Below are 22,630 nucleotides of genomic sequence, written 5' to 3' on the forward strand. Positions count from 1 at the left end.
CTTTTGGTCGTATTTTTGGACTTTACGCCACGTATAAAAAAGAAAGGAAATATGTCAGGAAAAATATTATGGATTGATGATGAGGTGGACCTGCTGAAACCACACATTGTTTTTCTTGAAAAGAAAGGTTATGCCGTAACGCCCGTAAACAACGTGAATGAAGCGCTGGACCTGATCGAAAATGAAAATTTTGAACTCACGCTTCTGGATGAAAATATGCCGGGAATTTCCGGAATTGAAGCCATCCCAATGATCAAAGGCAAAAACAGCGCCCTGAAGATCGTAATGGTGACCAAAAATGAAGAGGAGCATATTATGGAACAGGCGATCGGCTCGCAGATTTCGGATTATATCCTGAAGCCGGTGAATCCGAACCAGGTTTTGCTCTCCTTAAAGAAAAATCTTCAGGAGGACACTTTGGTGGAACAAAAAACCATTCTGGAATACCAGCAGGAATTCCGCAATCTGAGCATGGAACTTTCCTACCTGCGGACTTACCAGGACTGGGCAGAATACTACCTGAAAATCCTGAACTGGGAAATCAAGTTTGACCGTGTTTTTGACAATGAGTTTGCCGATTTACTGCAGTCGCAGAAAGAAGAAGCGAACATCCAGTTTGCCAAATTTGTAGAAAACCATTACGAGGACTGGCTCAACAGCAACGAAAAGCCGATGATGACCCACACTTTATTTAAAGATAAGGTAAAGGCAGAAGTGGAGCAGGACAAAGTCCTGCTGCTGGTGATCGACAACCTGCGGTATGACCAGTGGAAAGTGATTGAGCCGCTGTTCACCAGGTTTTACAACAAAACTTCGGAAGATTATTATTACAGCATCCTGCCGACGGCAACACAGTATGCGAGAAACTCCTTTTTTGCAGGTCTGATGCCGTCGGAAATTGAAAAGCGCTTTCCCGACAAGTGGTTCAATGATAACGAGGAAGGCAATAAAAACGAATTTGAAAGGGATTTTCTGGAAGACCAGATGAAACGCCTTGGGCTTTCATCCAAAACCATGAAGTATCTGAAAATCCTGAATGCCGATTTTGAGAGAAAAATTCTGGATGATTTCAACCAGCATAAAAACAATGATCTGCTGGTGATTGTGTACAATTTCATCGATATTCTTTCGCACGCCAAAACCGACAACTCCATTGTGGACCAGCTGATCAGGGATGATAAAACGTTCCGATCGCTCACCTACAACTGGTTTGAGAATTCATCTTTAATTAAAATCATTAAAACGGCGGCTGAAAACGGCTTCAAACTGGTGATCACTACCGACCACGGCATGATCTATGTGAAGAAACCAAGCAAAGTGGTTGGCGACCGGGAAACCTCAACCAACATCCGCTACAAAACAGGACGGAGTCTGACTTATGAAGACTCTGATGTGTGGGCGGTTTCCAATCCTGAGAAAATGTTTTTGCCGAAAGGGAATTTAAGCTCCAAATATATCTTCGCCAAGAACAACATCTTCCTGGCCTATCCGAAGAACTACAACCACTTCGTGAATTACTATAAGGACACGTACCAACACGGCGGGATATCGCTGGAAGAATGCATTATCCCGATCAGCATCTTAGAACCCAAATAGTTTTTTTTCATAGTTTATTTGATTTTGGGTTTCAGGCGGAGGAAGTCACTGTGATTTCTTCCGCTTTTGTTTTGTCTAAATCTCATCCCGAATGCGCGGGACCGGGGAACTTTCTGTTTATCTTTGTGGCCATCTGTCTTTAAAAATTATGAAAATCATCAGCTACAACGTCAACGGCATCCGTGCAGCGTTTACCAAAGATTTTACCGGCTGGCTGAAAACCGCAGACCCCGACATCATCTGCATCCAGGAAAGCAAAGCCGGGAACGACCAGATCGATATTGAAGCTCTGGAAAAAATCGGTTATCACAGTTACTGGCATTCCGCCATCCGAAAAGGTTATTCAGGCGTTGGGATTGCTTCCAAAATAAAGCCAAATCATGTCGTTTACGGCTGCGGCATTGAGCATTACGATTCCGAGGGCCGGATTATGCGGGCAGATTTTGATGATTTTTCGGTGATTTCGGTCTATGTGCCGTCCGCATCCAATATTGAGCGTTTAGACTTTAAAATGCAGTTCTGCTACGATTTTCTGGATTATATTAAAGCATTAAAGCAAACGATTCCGAATCTGGTGATATCGGGTGACTTCAATATCTGCCACAAACCGATTGACATCCATAATCCGGTGGGACTAAAAAATGTTTCCGGGTTTCTGCCCATGGAAAGAGCATGGATGACCAAATTTATTGAGGAATGTGAGCTGATTGACAGCTTCCGTTTCTTCAATGAACAGCCTGATCATTATACCTGGTGGAGCTACCGGCAAAATTCGCGCGAACGCAACAAAGGCTGGCGTTTAGATTACCATTTTGTTTCCCGTTCGATGAAAGAGCGCCTGCAGCGCGCTGTGATCCTGAAAGAGGTTTTTCATTCGGATCACTGTCCGGTAATGGTGGAACTATAGAAGTTGGCGCAAACCGCAACCATTTTGGCGCAGGGATGCGAAATGCAGTGGCATCAAGCGGTATGAAGGTAAAAGGTCCCGGAAATAAAAAAAGCCAACGTTAAAGTTGGCCTGTACTGTAATAAAAAACGTAAAATGTTTTAATCGATAACCTGGTATTCCACCGGCATGGTTCCGGACTTAAGGTTTCCAATTTCATCGTAAGCTGCCTTGGAAAGGTCTAAAGCTCTGGATGAATGGAAAGGCCCCCTGTCGTTGACCGTTACCACTACGCTTTCACCATTTCTCAGGTTTGTCACTTTTACTCTCGTCCCGAATCTCAGGGTTCTGTGGGCCGCCGTGAATTTTGAATTGTGAAACACTTCACCGCTTGCCGTTCTTTTACCGTTGAATTTGTCGTGATAATACGACGCATAACTTGTTTTCACCTCATCGTTATCATTGGCACTGATTTTGAAAGAATACAGACCAAGCGTTGAAATCATCATTATGATTACGAGAAAGACTCTTTTCATCATTTTGAATATTTTTATTTGTTTTGACGGGGCAAAGGTATCGCCGGTCCCATATGAACAAAATTTAATTTGTTAAAACCCGTTAACTTATTCTTAAAATTTTGTTAAATACCCGTGTAAGCCGCTTGAATACGGGATTTGGCAGGATTCGTTAAAAAGTGTTAAAATTCATATTCAGATGTTAACGAAAATAACTATTTAACCCATAAAACTTTAAAATTTTAAACATAACCAGCTGATAATCAGTAATTATTGAAAATGTAAATTCATATAAAAAGCCTTTCAGTATTTCATTAAAGGCTTTAAATTTTTAATCTGCTTCTTTTATACCAGTTCGCCATACAGATCAAATTCTTCTGATGAAGTCATTCTCACCTCTGCAAAATCACCGATGGAGATATAGGTATTTTCTGCCGGCACCAGCACGGTGTTGTCCACATCCGGAGAATCAAACTCGGTGCGGCCTACGAAATAATTTGCTTCTTTACGGTCGAAGATGCATTTGAAAACTTTACCGATCTTCTCCTGATTCTTTTCCCATGATATCTGCGACTGCAGTTCCATGATTTCCTCAACGCGTGCTTCCTTCACTTCCTGCGGCACATCATCTACAAGCTGATAAGCGGAGGTATTTTCCTCATGAGAATAAGTAAAACAGCCCAGCCTGTCGAAACGCTGTTCCGCCACCCAGGCTTTCAGTTCCTGGAAACGCTCTTCGGTTTCCCCTGGATAACCCACGATCAGCGTGGTACGGATCGCCATATCCGGCACTTTCTCACGGAATTTTGCCAAAAGGGCATCCGTTTTTTCATGGGTGGTTCCGCGTTTCATGGATTTCAGCAAATCCGAATTGATGTGCTGCAGCGGAATATCGATATAGTTGCAGACTTTCGGCTCATTTTTAATCACCTCCAGAACATCTTCAGGGAAACCGGAAGGAAAAGCGTAATGCAGCCGGATCCATTCAATGCCCTCCACTTTTACAAGCCTCAGAAGCAAATCCGCCAGGGCTCTTTTCTTATAAATATCCAGTCCGTAATAGGTTAAATCCTGTGCGATTAAGATCAGCTCTTTCGTTCCTTTCTTAGCCAGATTTTCAGCTTCCATCACCAAATTTTCAATGGGTTTAGAAACGTGTCCGCCGCGCATCAACGGAATCGCACAGAATGAACAGGGGCGGTCGCAGCCTTCGGAAATCTTCAGGTAGGCAAAATGTTTGGGTGTGGTGGTAAGCCTCTCCCCCACCAGTTCATGTTTATAATCTGCGCCGAGCTGCTTCAGCAACAGCGGCAAATCCCGCGTCCCAAAATATTGGTCCACATTGGGGATTTCTCTTTCCAGATCCGGTTTATAACGCTCCGAAAGGCAACCCATGACATAGACTTTTTCAATCTCGCCGCGTTCTTTGGCTTCCACTGCATCCAAAATGGTGTTCACGCTTTCTTCCTTGGCATTGTCGATAAATCCGCAGGTATTGATGACGACAATGTCGCCGCGGTCTTCGTGAACCACTTCCTTACCGCCGGCCTGTAGCTGTCCCATCAAGACTTCAGAATCCACTACGTTTTTGGAGCAGCCTAAAGTGATGATGTTTATTTTTTTTGTTCCTGTTGATTTTGTGCGCATTATGATGGTTGATGTTGTTTAAGCGTTTGATTTTGTCTGTTAGCGTTTGGGCGTGCAAATTTAGGAATAAAAAAGAGAACCAAATCACTGATTCCCTTTATGGTTATTAAAAGTAAAAAATGGCACCATATGGTTCAAACGGTTCAAGCGTTTCAAGTGGCCCCATTTAATTTAAACCAAAACTCATTTTTTTATTTTAGCATTGCTTATTTAACCAAATTTTTCAAATAATCGCCGTAGCCGCTTTTGCCGTATTTTTTGGCGGATTCGAGAAGCTGCTCTTCATTGATGAATCCTTTTTTGTAGGCGATTTCTTCGATACAGGAGATTTTGAAACCCTGTCTTTTTTCCAGAACTTTCACAAATTCCGAAGCTTCATGCAGCGAATCAAAGGTTCCGGTATCCAGCCAGGCGGTCCCGCGGGACATCACCCCTACTTCCAGCTGCCCCTTTTCCAGATAAATTTTGTTGATATCCGTGATTTCGAGTTCTCCTCTGGGGGACGGTTTCAGGTTTTTAGCATATTCCACCACAGAATTATCGTAGAAATACAGGCCAGGAACTGCGTAGTTCGATTTTGGTTCCGCCGGTTTTTCTTCGATGGAAACAGCCTTCAAGTTTTCATCAAATTCCACCACGCCATAACGCTCCGGATCGGTGACCTGATAGGCGAAAACGCAGCCGCCGCTCACATTGGTTTTACTTTCCAGAAGCTGTGCCAAGCCGGTTCCGTAGAAGATGTTGTCGCCTAAAACGAGTGCTACCGAATCGCCGCAAATGAACTCCTCTCCCAAAATGAACGCCTGCGCCAACCCGTCCGGACTTGGCTGAACTTTGTACTGAATGTTACATCCAATTGATGAACCGTCGCCCAAAAGTTTTTTAAAGCCTTCCTGATCGTGAGGCGTCGTGATGATTAAAATATCTTTAATGCCCGCCAAAAGCAAGGTCGAAAGCGGATAGTAAATCATCGGTTTGTCGTACACCGGCATGAGCTGTTTGCTTACAGCGATTGTTAACGGATAGAGTCTTGTGCCGGAACCGCCGGCTAATATGATACCTTTCATTGTTAGTGGTTGAGTGGGTTAGTGGGTTAGTGGTTGAGTGGGTTAGTGGGTTAGTGGTTGAGTGGGTTAGTGGGTTAGTGGTTGAGTGGTTTAGTAGTTTAGTGGTTGAGTGGATTAGTGGTTGAGTGGTTGAGTGGGTTAGTGGGGACTTTACTTTTTTTTGGGAGGCAAGGTCCATTTATCGGAATTGATAATCATACTGGTTATGATTGAGAGTATTTCGTTGTATTCTTCATAAATTCTATTGTGAGTTTTATTGTCAATATAATCACAGGCCAAGGCAAAGTTGAGCCAGTTTTGTGTTTCTGTTGCTTCACCATCTGCATCTGTCAGTTTGTTTTCAAAAAGTTTGGGATACCGTCTTTTCCTCCAACCTTCGGCGATATTTCCACAAACTGAACGCGATGATCTTATGATCTGACTTGTGAGTGAATATCGCTCTTCAGGAGGAAATGACCTGCTTACCCTGTAAATTTCCATGGCAGTATCAAATGCCTTCTGATAAACCATTAAATCATTAAATGAGTTCGCATAAGCCATACCCTACAAACTTGCAAAAACTAAATTACTAAACTACTAAACCACTTAACTACTTTTACAACTTACTTATACTGCTCTTCGTAATATTTCTGATAGTCCCCCGAAGTTACGTTATCCAGCCATTCTTTGTTGTTGAGGAACCAGTCGATGGTTTTGGAGAGGCCTTCCTCGAAGGTTACGGACGGTTTCCAGCCGAGGTCCTTGTTGAGTTTTGTAGCGTCTATGGCGTAGCGTTTGTCGTGCCCCGGTCTGTCTTTTACAAAGGTGATCAGTTTTTCGGAATACCCCGCAGGATTGCCTATTTTTTGGTCCACCTGCCTGATCAGTTCTTTAACCAAATTAATGTTCTGCCATTCGTTCCAGCCGCCGATATTGTAGGTTTCGCCGGTTTTGGCCTCGTGGAAGATGCGGAAGATCGCTTTGGCATGATCAATCACATAAAGCCAGTCGCGGGTATATTTTCCGTCGCCGTAGATTGGCAGGGGTTTTCCGTTCAAAATATTATGGATGCAAAGGGGAATGAGTTTTTCCGGGAAATGGTTCGGCCCGTAATTGTTGGAGCAGTTTGAAACGATGAAGGGCATCCCGTAGGTGTTGCCGTAGGCACGGACCAAATGATCGGATGCTGCTTTGGACGCGGAATAAGGCGATTTCGGGTCATAGGGTGTTTCTTCGGTAAAGAATCCGGTTTCGCCCAGGGCACCGTAGACCTCATCGGTGGAAACGTGGTAGAACAGGTTGGTTCGTTTCCCGTCCGGGAAATTCCCGTGGGTGTGCTCGGGATTTAAAGTCCAGTATTCGCGGCACAGATTAAGCAGATTTGCTGTTCCGATCACGTTGGTGTTGATGAAGGCATTGGGATCGGTGATGCTTCGGTCCACATGCGATTCTGCAGCCAGATGGACTACTGCATCCGGCTTATATTTTTCAAAAACGGCTTTCAGTTCTTCCGGTTTGGTGATGTCGGCTTTTTCGAAAACGTAATTGGGTTCGTTTTCAATATCCTTTAAATTTTCAAGGTTTCCGGCATAGGTTAAAGCATCCAGGTTGATGATTTGGGTATCCGGGAGGTTCTTTACAAATTCGCGAACGACGTGTGAACCGATGAATCCGGCGCCGCCGGTGATGAGGATTGAGTGCATTTGTGTGAGTAGTTGAGTTATTTAGTGGTTGAGTGGTTGAGTGTTGAGTGGTTGAGTGGTTGAGTGGTTGAGTGGTTTAGTAGTTTAGTGGTTGAGTGGTTTAGTAGTTTAGTGGTTGAGTGGGTGATGGATTAAAAATTTCTTTCGGCGAAAGTGGCGAGGACTTTATCCTTTTCAGAGAGTATGATGTCTCCGAGGGGAAGTTTCCAGTCGATGTTCAGGTCGGGATCGTTCCAGATGACGCCGCCTTCGGATTCTTTACTGTAAAAATTGTCGCACTTGTAGGCAAAGACGGCGGTTTCTGAAAGCACCGAAAATCCGTGTGCAAAGCCGCGCGGCACATAGAACTGCAGTCTGTTTCCGGGTGTGAGTTCCACGCCGTACCACTGACCGAAAGTCGGCGACTCGGGGCGCAGATCGACGGCGACATCCCATACTCTGCCTTCCAGGCATGATACCAGTTTTGCCTGGGCATGCTCCCCTTTCTGCAGATGCAGGCCGCGGAGCACGCCATAAGCTGATTTTGAGATATTATCCTGCACGAAATGGCCGTTCATCCCGGTGAGTTCTTCAAATTTCTTTTCATTATATTTTTCATAGAAATAGCCGCGTCCGTCTTCGAAGACGGTGGGTTCGATGATGTAACAGTCTTTAAGAGGCGTTTCTTTTATTTTCATAATGTTTTTGTCTCAGCAAAGATAAAATTACTGAGGCAATTAGGAAAGTATTAGAGAGGAAAATGAACTGTTTTAACGAAGGAAGAATGTCAGAGGGTCTGACATTATGTTTGGGTTTGAGGGTTTGTGGTGACCGGTGATTTCGGCTCCGCTCAATCACCAATCTGCGAGGACGATTCATCACCACGAATTTCACCCTCAATAGCACTCCTTCAAGGCACGGATAAAATAAATTCACAGATTTTTAACAATATAAACCCTAAAAGGTTATGCAACAAAGCTAATCCTCGTCTCAGCATAATATATCAGACTCAGCTCAGCCCCACTCCAGATAGTGGTTTCGTTAAAAAGGCGCAGGTATTACCAATAACCATTGAGGTTTCAGTTGTCGTTAAAAAATATGATGTCTTCAATCTCCTGAGTACTGATGCCAAAATAGGCTGCAAATTCGGTCACAGTAATTTTGTGATGCGGTTTTTTCCCCAATTCCTTTCTTACGGATGCCAGGATCCGTGACGCCTGCCTCCGGCTTTTGCCAAAGAGCACTGCAATGTCGACCGGTGTTACTATTTTTCGCATATTTAAAAATCTTTTACGCAAATTTCCGGCAACCGCAGGCCTAAGAAGAAGACCAAACGGGACTAAATGCAGGACAAAACAGGACTAAATGCATGACGCCAGGAAAAATGAAACCGTGAAGCATAGCCGATCAGGAGATAAGCGGCTGTTTTTCTGTTGCGGCAAAAAAACAGATACAAAGCCAGGGAAACAACAGATTAGGCATGGATATTACGAATCCCGGACAAAACTGCATAAACCGACACAGACATCAAAACAAAAACAAACATCCACATCTCGGGTTCCTTTTTTCTGCAGTGCACATGCAGAAGCCGGAACACGAGCAAAAATAAGAATATGGTGAGCCACGTCACCGAAAAGAAAAAAAACTGAACGGGGATTCCCATTTTCGCCAGACTCAGTTCCAGCAACCCCGAAATAATATCCGGAGAAATTTTCAATAATCCGACTGTTTTATCCCATGTCAAATCCGGCCGACTGAATTCACTGTAAAATGAAAGGAATCTGGAAATATCAAAATCCGGCGGAAACGGATAAACTGTCACCGTTATTGCATACATCATGGGCAGAAGTATTAAAACTGCCCATTGTTTTTCTTTTGCGTTCAACTGATTATTTTATAAGCGCGCTTAAAGCTTCCTTAATTCTTTTTCTCTCTACATCCGTCAGATTAGACCCTGATGGCAGGCAAAGACCATTTTCGAAGAGTTCTTCCGCGACTTTTTTACCGTAATAAGGTGCATCAGCGAACACCGGCTGGAGGTGCATCGGTTTCCAAAGGGGGCGGGATTCAATATCGTCTTCCAAAAATTTCAGTCTCAGGTCTTCCCTCGTAAAACCGGCGATTTCGGGATCGATGATGACGGCGGAAAGCCAGTGATTGGAATAGAAGTCCGCACCGGGTTCCGTAAAAACGGTAACGCCCTCTATGTTCCTGAACAGTTCTGTGTAAAATTCATGATTTTTGCGTCTGGCTTCGACACGCTGCGGCAACACTTCCATCTGTCCGCGCCCTATTCCGGCAGAAATGTTGCTCATGCGGTAGTTGTAGCCGATTTCCGAATGCTGATAGTGCGGCGCATTGTCGCGGGCCTGGGTGGAAAGAAACACCGCCTTATTTTTCTGTTCCAAATTTCTGCACACCAAAGCGCCGCCGCCCGAGGTGGTGATGATTTTGTTGCCGTTGAAACTCAACACCGACATCTCCCCAAAAGTCCCGCATTTCTGCCCTTTGTAGGTGGAGCCCAAGGCTTCTGCCGCATCTTCCACCAAAGGGATTCCGTATTTTGCTGCGATGGCCGTAATCTCCTCCATTTTTGCCGGCATGCCATAAAGGTGTACGACGATGATGGCCTTGGGCTTTTTGCCTTTTGCGGTTCTGTCTTTTATGGCTTTCTCCAGGGCTTCCGGACACATGTTCCAGGTTTCCGGCTCGCTGTCGATGAAGACCGGCTTTGCCCCGACATAGGTAATCGGGTTTGCGGAGGCGGAAAACGTGAAGGACTGACACAGGACTTCGTCATCCTGTTTTACGCCCAGAATGATGAGGGCTAGGTGGATGGCTGCCGTACCGGAGCTCAATCCCACAGAATATCCTGAACCCAGAAAACAGTCTAAACGGTGTTCGAAAACATCCAAATTTTCACCACCCGAAGCCCACCTGCCCTGCCCGAGCGCCAATTTGACGAACTGCAACTCATTACCGGCCAAATGAGGTGGCGAAAGAAGAATCCCACTGCGAATTTCCAAGACCAATTTTTTTGTAAAAGTACTGATTTTAAGCAAAATGGTGAAGGCTAAGGATTTCCTTCAAACTCCTGCGGAATATGGCGTGTGTGTTCAACATTTTTACCGTTAAACCACTGCTGAAACGTGCGCAGCAAAATATGCATATCCAGCCAGAAACTCACATGACTGACATACCAGACATCCAACCGAAACCGTGTGTACCAGGAAATCTGGTTTCTGCCACTGACCTGCGCCAGACCGGTAATTCCTGGCCTCACCCTATTCCGCTGCATCTGAACACTGCTGTATAATCCATTATAAAAAGGCAGCATGGGTCTTGGACCCACCAAAGACATATCACCCTTCAGGACATTGATGAATTGCGGGATTTCATCCAAAGAAGATTTCCTGAGGAATCTGCCGAAAGGAATGGTCCGTTTTTCATCGGGCAAAAGATTTCCGGATGCGTCCGTATCACCGGTCATGCTTCGGAACTTTATGATGCTGAAAATCCTTCCGTCTTTTCCCAGTCTTTTCTGGATAAAAAATGGCGGGGCATTAAAAAAACAGGGCACCAACAGGATTAACAACAAAAATACAGGACTTAATACCATAAGTCCTGCCAATGAGATTAAAACATCCAAAATTCTTTTTATCCCGTTTTGATACAATTTCAACCCTGATTTTAAAGAAAATAAAAATATAAAATTTATTTAAGGTCTTCCTGTCCAAAATTTTCCTGACAGAAAATGGGAATCATGTGAATTTTACTGTCAGTGATTTTGCAAAAAAGTTTTCTAAAAATTTATTTCACGATGCGGTCGCCCTGGCCTTTTCCGCCCACTGTGGCAAAAATATATTTAAAATAATCGCTGACTGACAGGTTGCGCAGCATTTCGGCATCCATTTCGGCGAGTTTCTTTGGGGTGGACATATCCACTTCGTTGATTTGCGCTAAGCCGGTAATGCCCGGTACGGCGCTGTAAACTCCCCTGCTATTGCGCTCTGCAATCAATTCGGTCTGATTAAAAAGATTGGGCCTCGGTCCCACCAGACTCATATCGCCTTTCAGTACATTTATCAATTGGGGCAGTTCATCGAGTTTCGATTTTCTAAGGAAGCTGCCAAATTTGGTTACGGCAGAGCTGCTCGACAAATGTGTGGCTACCGATTTTGTGTTCACCTCCATTGTACGGAATTTATAAAGCTTGAACGGCTTTTTACCTTTTCCTACTCTTTTCTGTACGAAAACGGGCGAACCGGTATCGAAAAGCCCAATGATGTACAAAACCAGCATAACGGGCGAGAGGAAGAGCAGACCAAAAAACGAAAATATAAAATCGAAAAATCGGATCATCTTTGGGTTATGGGGTTATGGGTTAAAAGGTTATAAAGTTATAAGGTGATGCGGTTACGGGGGTTATGGGTGATGGGGGTATATTCTTTTCATAATTTCTTCCGAAGAAGCACTGTTGTCACCCAATATTTAATAGTCTAAGGTTATTTTTATGGTTTAAAGTTCAAGTTCAAAGCATTTTTAAGGACTGAACCCTTAATCCCTTTTGCTTTTAAAAGATTTGACGGTTTTTATCAGACCTTCTTCTGCAGACAAAGGTAAGTTTTCTATTTTTAACGCGGTTTTAATTTTTTGGTTGGAAACCGTTAAATCGCTGGTCATTTTCTTTAATCTTTTGGAGTTTAACGGAATTGGAACAAAATCTCCTACTCTTGCTAAACCTTTCACTAAAAACTTTGGAAGGCTGAGGCTGATGGTGTTTTTGTTTTCGACTTTCCTGATCACCGCAATAATCTCTTTAGTGGAAACTGCTTCATCGTCGGCAATATGGTAAATTCCACTTTGCAAATTCTCATGCTTTTCTATAATCTGTCTGATGAAGAATGCAAGATTATCTATCGAAATAAAGGAGCGCTTATTATCGAATGCGGACAAAGGATATGGAATACCTTTAGAAATTAGATTATATAATAACCCAAGATTGCCTTGATCCCCCACACCATGCACCATTGGCGGGCGGAGGATAATCAATTTTTTGTTATCAGGCAGTTTTTGTTGCATTAACCATTCTTCCGCTTCCCGTTTGGTTTTTCCGTAATGAGAAAATGGATGGCATTGATTTTCTTCTTTTAAAGGTTTTGAAGATTCAAATTCTTCTTGAGCCGCAATAGAACTGATGTGGATGAGCAATTTTGCATCTGATTTCAGAAATTCGTTAAATATTTTTTTTGCCAAATCTACATTGGCATCGCGAAACTCCTGCTCTTTAGCAGTTCCATTATGGTCGTGTGCTTTTCCTATGAGATTAATGATAACCCGCGCATTATAGATTTGATTTTTCCAATCCTTATTCCGTAAAGATACTCCCACAGAATTGGGGATTTTTTGAAGCAGATTTTTTCCGATGAAACCTGAGGAACCTAAAATGACATATCTATCAAACATCAAAAACTACTTTTTTTATTTTTTCCAATATAATGTCTTCTCTAAAATTGGATTGTGCTAAATTCATATTCTGGGCAGAGAATTTAACAGATTTAATGGCGTTTAACGTTTTGATCATTTTTTCTTCATCGCTCCAATCAAATGACCACCCTATATTTTGCTTATGATTAAGAACATCGATTTCAGAGTTTTTATCCCCTACATAGAAAACGGGTTTACCTAAAGCCAGCAAGTTATAAGTTTTGGATGGTACTCCAATGCCATACATCCCTTCCGCGAGTGTAATCAGGCCAATATCGAAAGAATTAAGAAATAGATTCTGTTCATGTCTTGGTTTAGCTCCTAAAAAATAAATATTTGGTGATGCAGCCTGTTTTTTACAAATTTCCAGATTTGCTCCTTCTCCAACAATAAATAATAATAAATCAGGATTAGAAACTTTATTAAAAACAGCAATAAATCTCTCCAAGCCCTGCACTCTGCCGATATTTCCGGCAAAGCCTATAATAATCTTATTTTTCGTATCAATATTTTTATAATATTCATTCTTATTTATGGACCGAGTCTCCAAATCATCATCATACCAATTTGGGATAACCTTTATCTTATTTTCATTTACTCCTTTTTCTGCAATGAGTTGCTTCATATCAGATCCCAAAACAATTAATTGGTCAGCCTGCCGATAAGCCCAATTATAGGCTTTAAGTAAGATTTGGTAAGTAAAGCTATTTTCATTGCTTATTGCTGCGGGAACAGTGTTTTCTGGAAATACGTCATGCACCAGCAGCGTATAATCAAATTTTTTTACTTTCTTTATAACCGCAATAATTAAGATTAGCAAAAATGGATTGGTTACAGCCAATAACTTCTCATTCTTTTTAATATTAGAAAAAATAGATAATGAAAGAAGAAGACTATTTACAAAAGATCCCAAAGCTCTCAGTAATGTATTATTCTTATTAAACTGAACAGAAGTTTGATTAACTATATTAATTCCACTTAAATTTTCACTGCCTTCATAAACATTTGAATCATATTTCACATCCGATGTAATGACTACCACGTCTTCTTCCATTGCCATTTTTTTTGCAATTTCAGTCATTATATAGGCAGTAGACGTCTTATTTGGATAAAATAATTCTGAAACAATTAACATGCAATCTTAAATTTCTTCGGACCACACCACCCGTTTTACATAGTCTGTATAAGAAATAATAATCCTTACCACTTTTTCCGAAACATTGGGCATCGAGTAATCTGCTACAGGACGGAAGTTTCTTTTTTCACCCACTTCCTGACGCAGCACCTGGCTTAAGCCCTGCATAATCCTTTCCGGGGAAAGGCCCACCATCATTACGCTGGCTTCTTCCATAGCCTCGGGCCTTTCGTGCGCCTGGCGTATATTCAAAGCTCTAAAATTCAGAATGGATGACTCCTCGGAAATCGTTCCCGAATCGGACAGTACTGCATAGGCTCTTTTCTGAAGGGCGTTATAGTCGTGAAAACCGAGCGGTTTCAGAAACTGAATTTCCGGGCGCATATCGATTTGCATTTTATCGATCATGTTTCTTGTTCTCGGGTGCGTGGAAACAATAATTGGATACCTGTATTTTTCAGCAATTGCATTGAGCGAAGCCATCAGGTTTCTAAAATTCTTTTCAGAGTTGATGTTTTCTTCACGATGTGAAGACACCACAAAAAATTTGCCTTCTTCCAGATTTAATTTTTCAAGCACTTCCGATTTTTCAATCTGAGGAAGGTAATGGTTTAGCACTTCGAACATCGGAGAGCCTGTTTTGATAACTCTGTCTGCCGGTAAACCTTCTCTTAAGAGATATTCGCGGGCAATGTCGGAATACGTCAGGTTGATGTCTGCCGTATGGTCCACAATTTTACGGTTGGTTTCTTCCGGTACTCTTTGGTCAAAACAGCGGTTCCCTGCTTCCATGTGGAAAATAGGGATGTGACGCTTTTTTGCCGGGATTGCACACAGACACGAATTGGTATCTCCCAAAACGAGAAACGCATCCGGTTTGAGTTCCTCCAGCAACGGATCAATTTTAATCAGAATATTTCCAACGGTTTCAGTCGCTGTTTTCCCGGCGGCTTCCAGAAAATAGTCCGGCTTGCGAAGCCCGAGGTCTTCAAAAAATATCTGGTTCAGTTCATAATCGTAATTCTGTCCGGTATGGACGATGGTATGTTCAACCGCCTCAGAAGCATCTAACGCGGATAATACTCTTGACAATCTGATAATTTCAGGACGGGTTCCTACCACCGTCATTACTTTCAATTTTTTCATTTTTTATTATTTAAACTCAGTCCGATGACCACAGCACTTAAATGAATGAATTCAGGGGTTCCTATCAGGGAATATGAAGTCATCACCAACGTCAAATACTGCAAGAACAGCAAAAAAAATACAGTATGATAATTATTTCCTCCGTTTTTGAAAAAATACTGACCTGTATCAAACAACGGGATAAATTTAGCAAAATAAAAAATAAAACCAATGATGCCGGACGACATCAGCAACTCCAAAAACAGATTGTGAGGATACATACCGTCTTCATACAGCACCCGACCTCCTAATAACGGATGTTCCGTGAATATTGAAACTGCCCTTTGGAAAAGAGGCGTGCGAAGCGAATTGTCGCCTTCAAAAAGCCACCTGTACACCCGTTCTGCAAAGATAAGCGTATTGCTTCCGGTTTTAACAGAAATATAAATTGCAGCAATCACCAACACTAAAAGCAAAACAAAAATCAAAATATATTTTATTTTCCGCTTTATCACGAGAAGGACCAATGTGCATACTACCATGGCTAGAAATGGACTTCTCGCAAAACCTTCCACGATAATATAGCAGCCGAGCAAGATTCCGCAGATCCAAAGCCAACGCCACTGATTATCTTTTTTGAACAGAAGAAAAAAAAAGGAGATCAGTACCAGTGAAGTTCCCAAGTGGCCATATGAAATATAATAAATAGAAAAAATATGGGGCATGCGTCCGTTTTCCATATTTGCCAGACCATACACGGCATTGAGCAGAAGCATGAAAAACAAAATCCGGAAACACCATAGTGCAGCCGTTTTAAGATTTACTTTAGCATAATCCATCATCACCAAAGCCACCGAAGGAAGAAATGCAATAAGCAAAATCCGAATATACGTTTCATTAACCTGACTTAAAACCTTCGGTTCATAGCTGTCATTATTAAAAGAATACCAACATTTGAAGAAATAGAGCGCCCAAAAAATAATTATGCTGGTTACCGGTAACGCTGCACTCTTTAATCGAGGAAATCCTTTAATGATAAAATATACTGAAAATAATGCAACCGCTACACGATAAGGCACCGCAAAAATTCTCGTGTTCTCAATTCCGAGCGGAATGGCGAAGCTGCTGAATAAGACATATCCGACAGTTACAAAAATTAAAAAAAATGTCTCGAATGTAAACTGACGCGTATTCCCTACTTCCATTTACACCGTTTCAAAATAAGTATCTGCATCCTGCGGATTATATGGCTCGTTGATCCAGAAAATGGTATAAAGATCCTCTTCGCCAATATTTTTAATGTTGTGGGTGTACCACACCGGCATATCCACGTAGGACGGTTCGTTTCCGTCCAAATAAAAATCCAGAACTTCGTCCGTCCCGATTTTTCTAAGCTGAATAAGTGCTTTTCCTTTGATCACGGCGAACCGCTCAATTTTTCTGGTGTGAAAATGGTTTCCTCGGGTAATGCCGGGAACTGTGGTGGAAAATGAGCACTGTCCGCCGATTCCAAGCCGAATGACTTCTACAAAAGCACCGCGCGGATCTTTATGCTGGGTGAATTTAACGGGATAATGTTGCTTAATATCGAAATAAGACCTGAACGTGTTGAACAGCTGATAATCAAAAGCGGTTTCCAAAACCGGAATTTCGCCGTTTTCGAAATAAAGATTTTTATAATTTTCAAGCTTTTCCAAAACTTCGGAAACCTTTGCCGAAGTTCGGAAAGGCACCACAAACTCCTGTTCTGTTTTGCCCTGCCGAATTTTCGTCATGATTTCTTCCACCAGATCACCTACATAAATCAACTTCACCTCACCGTCCATATCGATTACGGGTTGTTCGCCATGCGTAAGTTTATGGCAGAAGGTGGCGATAAAGGAGTTGTATCCTGGCTTCCCAAACGGCCCGAAAACATTTGAAATAATCAAACCTGTAAAAATTCCGCCATTTTTTGCTGCTGCTCTTCCTAAAATTTCCCGGCCTTCCTTCTTGGATTTTCCGTATAAATTGTCACGTTCTTCCTGAGAAGACGATGAGAAAAGCACATGCGCTTTGGAACCGGTTCTTTCTACGGAATCAGCCAGTTTTTGGGCAAGATTTACATTGGTTTCGTAGATGAATTCCTGGCTTTCGTGGCGGTTCATCGCGGCCAAATGCACGATCACATCACACTGTTTTACGAAATCATCCAGTTTTTCGGGATTCTCAAAATAATCCCTGTGAAAACCGATTCTCTCATACTGGTCGGGATATAAACCCAAAGTATTGTACAGATGGGAACCCACAAAACCTTTCTGCCCGGTAATTCCTATTTTCTTTTTCATTACGAACTGGTAGAGATTTTTTACTAATTACACGAATTTTTTCGAATTGCACCAATTGGGGCTTGGACTACGCTCAGCCTGACACTAATTTTTCACTGGATTCCTGTAAATAATTCAGTCCGGGTACTGCATGATGTCTTCACCGAGAACTTCTTTGCGTATTAAAGGAAGTTTCAGCAAAAGTTTTTTCATGCCTTCAACGTCCTGCTGTGCAGTATTGTGAGAGTGGTAATCCTCAATGGCAGAAATATCGCGGTCGCCCTCGGAGAAATACTGCGCATAGTTCAAATCCCGGTTGTCCGCAGGAATTCTATAAAAATTCCCCATATCTTCAGCCTTTTCCATTTCTTCGCGGGTACAAAGCGTTTCATACAGTTTTTCGCCGTGCCGTGTCCCGATGATCTTGATTTCGTTATCTGCATTGAAGAGTTCCCTTAATGCCTGAGCCAAATCACCAATCGTTCCGGCAGGTGCCTTGTTCACGAAAAGGTCGCCCGGATTTCCATGCTCGAAAGCAAACAAAACCAAGTCTACCGCTTCTTCGAGAGACATCAAAAAACGTGTCATTTTAGGATCTGTGATTGTGAGCGATTCCTGATTTTTAATCTGTTTCACAAAAAGCGGTATAACCGAACCACGCGAGGCCATTACATTCCCGTATCTTGTGAGGCAAACAGTGGTTTCTCCTGCATTTCTGGAAGCGGCCACCGCTACTTTTTCCATCATCGCCTTAGAGATTCCCATGGCATTAATCGGATATGCAGCCTTGTCGGTACTGAGGCAGATTACTTTAGCCACATTATTTTTCACCGCGGCCTCAATCACATTTTGGGTACCGATCACATTCGTCTGCACCGCCTGCATCGGGAAAAATTCACATGAAGGAACCTGTTTCAGGGCCGCGGCGTGAAAAATATAATCAACACCGCGCGTTGCGGGTTCAATACTGGAATATTCGCGTACATCGCCGATATAGAACTTCAGTTTGTCGTTTTTAAACTGATTCCGCATATCGTCCTGCTTTTTCTCATCGCGCGAAAAAATGCGGATTTCCCTGAAGTGATCAGAATTAATAAATTTTCTTAAAACTGCTGTACCAAAAGAACCGGTACCGCCGGTAATGAGGAGGGTTTTGTTTTTGATTTCCATTATCTGTTTTACTGTTTAGGAAAGAATTTTTTATTAAGCTCATCTTTTTCTCTTAAAGCAGGATAATTGATGAGTACAGCCTTCAGTTTTCCTTTAAATACGAAGAGACTTCCTGCCGCAGCACCGATAATCCCAAACTTTTTGATGAGTTCCCCGATATCATCCATAGTTCCCGCTCCTCCGGAGGCTGTAAGCGGAAGTGTTGTTGCTTTACGGGCCTTTTCCATCAGGGTAAGGTCATAACCTTTCATTACACCGTCGTTGTCGATATTGTTGATTACGATTTCCCCGGCACCAAGTTTCTGAAATTCTTCAATAAGGTCGAAAGGATTTTTTCCTGTTCCTTTAGTTCCGTTGTGTGTGTAGACTTCATATCCGCCAAAAAGTTTTTTCTTCACATCCAAAACAATCACGACACTCTGGCTGCCTACTTTTTCGGCAAGTTCGGTTACGATAGACGGATTTTTGAGTGCGCCGTGGCTAATAGCTATTTTCTCAACTCCGAGCGCAAAAATTCTCTGCGCCTGTTCTGAAGTAGTAATTCCGCCACCGTAACAGAGAGGCATTCTGCATTCCTGAGCCCAGTGTTCGATCATTTCAAAATCTGGACCCCTGCCTTGCATGGTAGCATCGATATCAAGAATCATCAGTTCGTCCGCCTCTTTTTCATTAAAGATCCGCACGGCATTCATAGGATCTCCCAAATAACGTGCATCTTTAAATTTTGTGGTTTTTACCAAACCTTTGTCCCGCACCAAAAGACAGGGTATAATTCTTGGCCTTAGCATAATTCTGCAAAATTCTTAAGTAACTGAATACCGAAATGATGACTTTTCTCCGGATGACACTGGATTCCGTAAACGTTTTCATGATTGACTGCTGCCGTAAATCTAATTCCGTATTCGGCTTCTGCAACTGCATCTTGCGGCAACGTACATTTAAAATAATAACTGTGCAAAAAGTAAAATCGTGCATCCTGCTCCAATCCTGTGAAAAGCGGATTGTTTTTTAAGGCGTAAACGTCGTTCCAGCCCATATGTGGCAAAGGCATTTTAGCTGACCTTTGAGAATCAGAAAATTTTTCTACATGCGCATCAATCCAGCCTAAACCGGGCAACAGCCCTTCGTCGCTGGATTTGGCCATCATCTGCATTCCTACACAAATCCCGATCACCGGTTTTTTCCCCGTTCTCACCATTTCATCCACTGTTTCGCGCATACCGGAACCGTTGAAACGCTGCATCGCATAATCGAAATGTCCAACTCCGGGAAGAATCAGTTTTTCAGCACCTTCGAGTTCGGAGGCTTTTTTCGCCGTGCGGGCGGGGATGTTGAGCTGTTTATAGATGTTCAGAAATGCGTTAATATTGCCCACGCCATAATCAATCAGTACAATCATCTATTTAAAAGATCTTTTTTCCAAGCCAAGCATCTGCATCACTTTGGTTCCGGCCTGGATCAGTTTATAATTGTTTTTATAATCGTGGAAGGTTTTGTTGGGCCCGTTAAAATAGCCCATCAGTTCGTCCATCCTGAAGCCCAGTTTTTTAGCAACATATTCGGTTTCACTTTTCAATTCGTCCGCGGGAAGTTCGGGTTCCGAAACCCTTTTCAGAGCGTCTTCTCTCGACATCTGACCAGTAAGCACTAAGCTTGAAAGGTGGTTTTTTCTTTTATCAAAACCAAATTTTTCCCTGAGCCAAAATGCCTCAAACCACCTGGTGAATCGGGATTCGTGGTGTTTGTGCTTGTAGCGCTGCCACCCGTATTCTTTTTCCAGCAGATCTTCGGCTTCTTTTTTGATGAAGCGTGTATGGTCCAGCGGCTTCACCACGCGGATACCGTTTACGAATCTGTATTGAATTTTGTATTTAAAAATATCGCAGGTGGGAAAGGTTTTTAGTTTACGTGTCCCGAATTTGCTGTGAATATCATTTACATACTTCATATCTGTCTGGTAATAAGCCCCCCAGTGCAGCGGCTCTCTTACGCATTCGGTAGAGAAGTTTCCTCCCGTAAGAATGTATTTAATTTTATTTTTTGCGCAGTAATTGTACAGTGAAGAGAAAAACACCAAGTCTTGCGGTGTGTCAATATCAGGCACCTGGGATTTAAAAAATGCCCGCTGCAAATCTTTCATTTCCTCCCAATTGATGACATCGGTGTAAAGATCAAGGCCCAATTTATCTACCAGGCAGCGGATGTTATGTGTGGATACATCAGAGTTCCAGCCTGCATCAACGTGGTAGAGAAGCGGGCGCATGCCCCACTTGGTAACCGCCAGATGAACCAGGTAAGAACTGTCGAGGCCTCCGGATATGCCTATAATGCAATCGTGATCTTTATTTTTCCCTTCTTTTTTTATTTTTTCAAGTACAGGTAAAATTTTTACTTCATCAGCCTCGCTGTTGTTCCAGTTGGGAAGTATATTGTTATAGTAATTAGCACAATAATCGCATCTTCCATTTTCATCGAATTGGATGGTTTCGTCTGTACTGTCCATTATGCAGTTGGTGCAAATTTGGATGGGTTTGTTTTTTGGTTTCATTGTGTTAAATTGAATGTCGCAAATTTAAGAAATTCAGAATGTATTATATTTGATAAAGTTAGAATTTTTCTTTTCATTCCTGAAGTGTACTACTTCCCGGAATTTTTTTCTGAATGAAATTATATCGTTATTGTAGAAGGTATTGTTCCCGATAAAATTATCGGCAGTGATATTGCCGTTATTTTTTTTCGTGCCGCTGAAAAACAGCACATCGCCATCCGTGTAAAATGTATTGTTTCTGATGATGAAATTATTTCCTGTAGGTCTGTTTTTAAATCTGTCCGTCACCAGCTGAGCCTGTATGTAAGGCAGCGAAGTATGCTCAAAATAACCTTTCACAACAGTTTCCCCAATGTTTTTGAAAGTATTGCCTTCTACAAGAGCATCGCTCATATTGATGAAATAAGCTCCGGATTTCCGTATGTTTTGAACCGTATTTTTTTGGAACTTAGAACCAAAACTGTAGTCGCTGGTAATGCCGTACATAAAAGAACCGTCGATAAAGTTTTCTTCTATAATGCTGTTCGGGCTTCCGCTTACTGAAATTGCTCCAGCCCCCAATGTTTCAGTTTGGTCTGAGTTTAGGAGCGTGTTAAAAATCCTGTTTTTACGAACGGTGGAATTATTGGACTGCATCAGATAAATTCCCATTCCTTTCACTGTTTTGTTCGGAAAATGTTCTCCGATATTTCTTACGGTATTTCCTTCGATGAAAGTATTTGAAAGGGTAGTATCAAAATATTGGGATTCGTACGCCAGAATTCCGTAATTACGGCAGTTAGAAACCGTATTATTCTGAATAATATTGTGATGACCGTGACCTATAATGCCAATTCCTATCTTAATTCTAAAGCCTCCATCAATATCATTGTCTTGAATAACGTTATTATTATGCTGATAGCCTTCACCGGAATAGCCCAGCATTATTGCAGCTTCGTCTCCGTTTTTTCCCAAGTCAAATGCAGGATTACGGAAGATATTGTTTTGAATTAAATTATTGCTACAGCCTTTTGTGTTGCCACTTGGATAAAAAAGTATATTATTACCGCTGATATTTTCAAAGGTGCAGTTTTTAATAACGCAGTTTGACGCACCATTAAGCAAAACACCGTAGCCTGTGTAGAAATCTTTTGCGCTTCTGCCATTGCCTTTAATGGTTGCACCGGAAATTGTAAAATTAGCGTGTGTGACGAGAATACCGCTATTAATTTCCGATGAAAAACGAAATACCGCACCAGGCATGCATTCTATCATTATATTTTCCCTTTTGATTCGCAAAGTGCCGCTAAACTTGTAAACGCCTTTATCAAATTTCAGCTTTAAAAACCTATCGGTTTTCGTACCGAGCAAGCGCTGAACCTTCGCAGTCTGATCTCCTGCACCAGGCACTACATTCATAACCAAAGTATCCTTAGGCTGAGCGAAAGTCAAAAGACTTTTTATTAAAAAAACGACAATAATAAAACTGTATTTTATCCGCATTTTAA

23 protein-coding genes are annotated in these 22,630 nt (G+C 42.2%); 2 read left to right on the forward strand and 21 right to left on the reverse strand.

Annotation, left to right across the window (positions count from 1 at the left end):
- Nucleotides 1-51: 51 nt before the first annotated feature.
- Entirely contained in the window at nt 52-1,596 is a 1,545-nt protein-coding gene (gene porX, locus CKV81_RS05230) for a T9SS response regulator signal transducer PorX (protein ID WP_095071120.1), read from the forward strand.
- Nucleotides 1,597-1,744: 148 nt separating this feature from the next.
- Entirely contained in the window at nt 1,745-2,503 is a 759-nt protein-coding gene (locus tag CKV81_RS05235) for an exodeoxyribonuclease III (RefSeq protein WP_095074262.1), read from the forward strand.
- 140 nt (nt 2,504-2,643) lie between these two features.
- Here CKV81_RS05235 and CKV81_RS05240 read toward each other — a convergent pair whose 3' ends face one another.
- From CKV81_RS05240 to CKV81_RS05340, 21 genes are all read right to left on the reverse strand, one after another.
- Nucleotides 2,644-3,021 carry a septal ring lytic transglycosylase RlpA family protein gene (locus CKV81_RS05240; RefSeq protein ID WP_095071122.1) on the reverse strand — a complete coding sequence of 126 codons (378 nt, stop codon included), beginning with the start codon at nt 3,019-3,021 and terminating at the stop codon, nt 2,644-2,646.
- 321 nt (nt 3,022-3,342) lie between these two features.
- Nucleotides 3,343-4,644: a 30S ribosomal protein S12 methylthiotransferase RimO gene (gene rimO, locus CKV81_RS05245; protein WP_095071124.1), complete on the reverse strand. Its 1,302-nt coding sequence runs from the start codon at nt 4,642-4,644 to the stop codon at nt 3,343-3,345.
- 206 nt (nt 4,645-4,850) lie between these two features.
- Nucleotides 4,851-5,711 (reverse strand): glucose-1-phosphate thymidylyltransferase RfbA, encoded by an 861-nt coding sequence (rfbA, locus tag CKV81_RS05250; protein ID WP_095071126.1) that lies wholly within the window; start codon nt 5,709-5,711, stop codon nt 4,851-4,853.
- A gap of 150 nt (nt 5,712-5,861) precedes the next feature.
- Nucleotides 5,862-6,251 (reverse strand): four helix bundle protein, encoded by a 390-nt coding sequence (locus CKV81_RS05255; protein ID WP_095071128.1) that lies wholly within the window; start codon nt 6,249-6,251, stop codon nt 5,862-5,864.
- A 62-nt stretch (nt 6,252-6,313) separates the two neighbouring features.
- Entirely contained in the window at nt 6,314-7,393 is a 1,080-nt protein-coding gene (gene rfbB, locus CKV81_RS05260; protein ID WP_095071130.1) for a dTDP-glucose 4,6-dehydratase, read from the reverse strand.
- Between the two features lie 131 nt (nt 7,394-7,524).
- On the reverse strand, nt 7,525-8,070 hold the full coding sequence (gene rfbC, locus CKV81_RS05265; RefSeq protein ID WP_095071132.1) for a dTDP-4-dehydrorhamnose 3,5-epimerase: 546 nt from the start codon (nt 8,068-8,070) through the stop codon (nt 7,525-7,527).
- A gap of 381 nt (nt 8,071-8,451) precedes the next feature.
- A complete protein-coding gene (locus tag CKV81_RS05270; protein ID WP_095071134.1) occupies nt 8,452-8,649 on the reverse strand; it encodes a hypothetical protein in 198 nt (65 codons plus the stop codon).
- Between the two features lie 197 nt (nt 8,650-8,846).
- Nucleotides 8,847-9,257 carry a hypothetical protein gene (locus tag CKV81_RS05275; protein ID WP_157727371.1) on the reverse strand — a complete coding sequence of 137 codons (411 nt, stop codon included), beginning with the start codon at nt 9,255-9,257 and terminating at the stop codon, nt 8,847-8,849.
- Between the two features lie 4 nt (nt 9,258-9,261).
- Entirely contained in the window at nt 9,262-10,392 is a 1,131-nt protein-coding gene (locus CKV81_RS05280) for an aminotransferase class I/II-fold pyridoxal phosphate-dependent enzyme (RefSeq protein WP_095074264.1), read from the reverse strand.
- Between the two features lie 53 nt (nt 10,393-10,445).
- Nucleotides 10,446-10,991 carry a sugar transferase gene (locus CKV81_RS05285; protein ID WP_258454594.1) on the reverse strand — a complete coding sequence of 182 codons (546 nt, stop codon included), beginning with the start codon at nt 10,989-10,991 and terminating at the stop codon, nt 10,446-10,448.
- A gap of 191 nt (nt 10,992-11,182) precedes the next feature.
- Entirely contained in the window at nt 11,183-11,734 is a 552-nt protein-coding gene (locus CKV81_RS05290; RefSeq protein ID WP_095071138.1) for a sugar transferase, read from the reverse strand.
- Between the two features lie 195 nt (nt 11,735-11,929).
- Complete coding sequence (locus CKV81_RS05295) at nt 11,930-12,838, reverse strand: NAD-dependent epimerase/dehydratase family protein (protein WP_095071139.1); 909 nt, start codon at nt 12,836-12,838, stop codon at nt 11,930-11,932.
- A complete protein-coding gene (locus tag CKV81_RS05300) occupies nt 12,831-13,913 on the reverse strand; it encodes a glycosyltransferase family 4 protein (RefSeq protein ID WP_220096592.1) in 1,083 nt (360 codons plus the stop codon). The genes CKV81_RS05295 and CKV81_RS05300 overlap by 8 nt, the downstream gene beginning before the upstream one ends.
- A gap of 87 nt (nt 13,914-14,000) precedes the next feature.
- Nucleotides 14,001-15,140: a non-hydrolyzing UDP-N-acetylglucosamine 2-epimerase gene (wecB, locus tag CKV81_RS05305; protein WP_095071146.1), complete on the reverse strand. Its 1,140-nt coding sequence runs from the start codon at nt 15,138-15,140 to the stop codon at nt 14,001-14,003.
- A complete protein-coding gene (locus tag CKV81_RS05310) occupies nt 15,137-16,324 on the reverse strand; it encodes an O-antigen ligase family protein (RefSeq protein ID WP_095071148.1) in 1,188 nt (395 codons plus the stop codon). The genes wecB and CKV81_RS05310 overlap by 4 nt, the downstream gene beginning before the upstream one ends.
- Nucleotides 16,325-17,446 carry a polysaccharide biosynthesis C-terminal domain-containing protein gene (locus CKV81_RS05315; RefSeq protein WP_095071150.1) on the reverse strand — a complete coding sequence of 374 codons (1,122 nt, stop codon included), beginning with the start codon at nt 17,444-17,446 and terminating at the stop codon, nt 16,325-16,327. It abuts the gene before it with no gap.
- Between the two features lie 114 nt (nt 17,447-17,560).
- Nucleotides 17,561-18,595 carry a polysaccharide biosynthesis protein gene (locus tag CKV81_RS05320; protein WP_095071152.1) on the reverse strand — a complete coding sequence of 345 codons (1,035 nt, stop codon included), beginning with the start codon at nt 18,593-18,595 and terminating at the stop codon, nt 17,561-17,563.
- A gap of 8 nt (nt 18,596-18,603) precedes the next feature.
- Nucleotides 18,604-19,383: an AglZ/HisF2 family acetamidino modification protein gene (locus CKV81_RS05325; RefSeq protein ID WP_095071157.1), complete on the reverse strand. Its 780-nt coding sequence runs from the start codon at nt 19,381-19,383 to the stop codon at nt 18,604-18,606.
- Nucleotides 19,377-19,994, reverse strand: a complete 618-nt coding sequence (hisH, locus tag CKV81_RS05330) for an imidazole glycerol phosphate synthase subunit HisH (RefSeq protein WP_095071160.1) — start codon at nt 19,992-19,994, stop codon at nt 19,377-19,379. The genes CKV81_RS05325 and hisH overlap by 7 nt, the downstream gene beginning before the upstream one ends.
- Complete coding sequence (locus tag CKV81_RS05335; RefSeq protein WP_095071162.1) at nt 19,995-21,143, reverse strand: N-acetyl sugar amidotransferase; 1,149 nt, start codon at nt 21,141-21,143, stop codon at nt 19,995-19,997.
- Between the two features lie 33 nt (nt 21,144-21,176).
- Complete coding sequence (locus tag CKV81_RS05340; RefSeq protein WP_169842768.1) at nt 21,177-22,541, reverse strand: right-handed parallel beta-helix repeat-containing protein; 1,365 nt, start codon at nt 22,539-22,541, stop codon at nt 21,177-21,179.
- Nucleotides 22,542-22,630 lie beyond the last annotated feature (89 nt).

The organism is Chryseobacterium taklimakanense, assembly GCF_900187185.1.
Lineage (GTDB): Bacteria > Bacteroidota > Bacteroidia > Flavobacteriales > Weeksellaceae > Planobacterium > Planobacterium taklimakanense.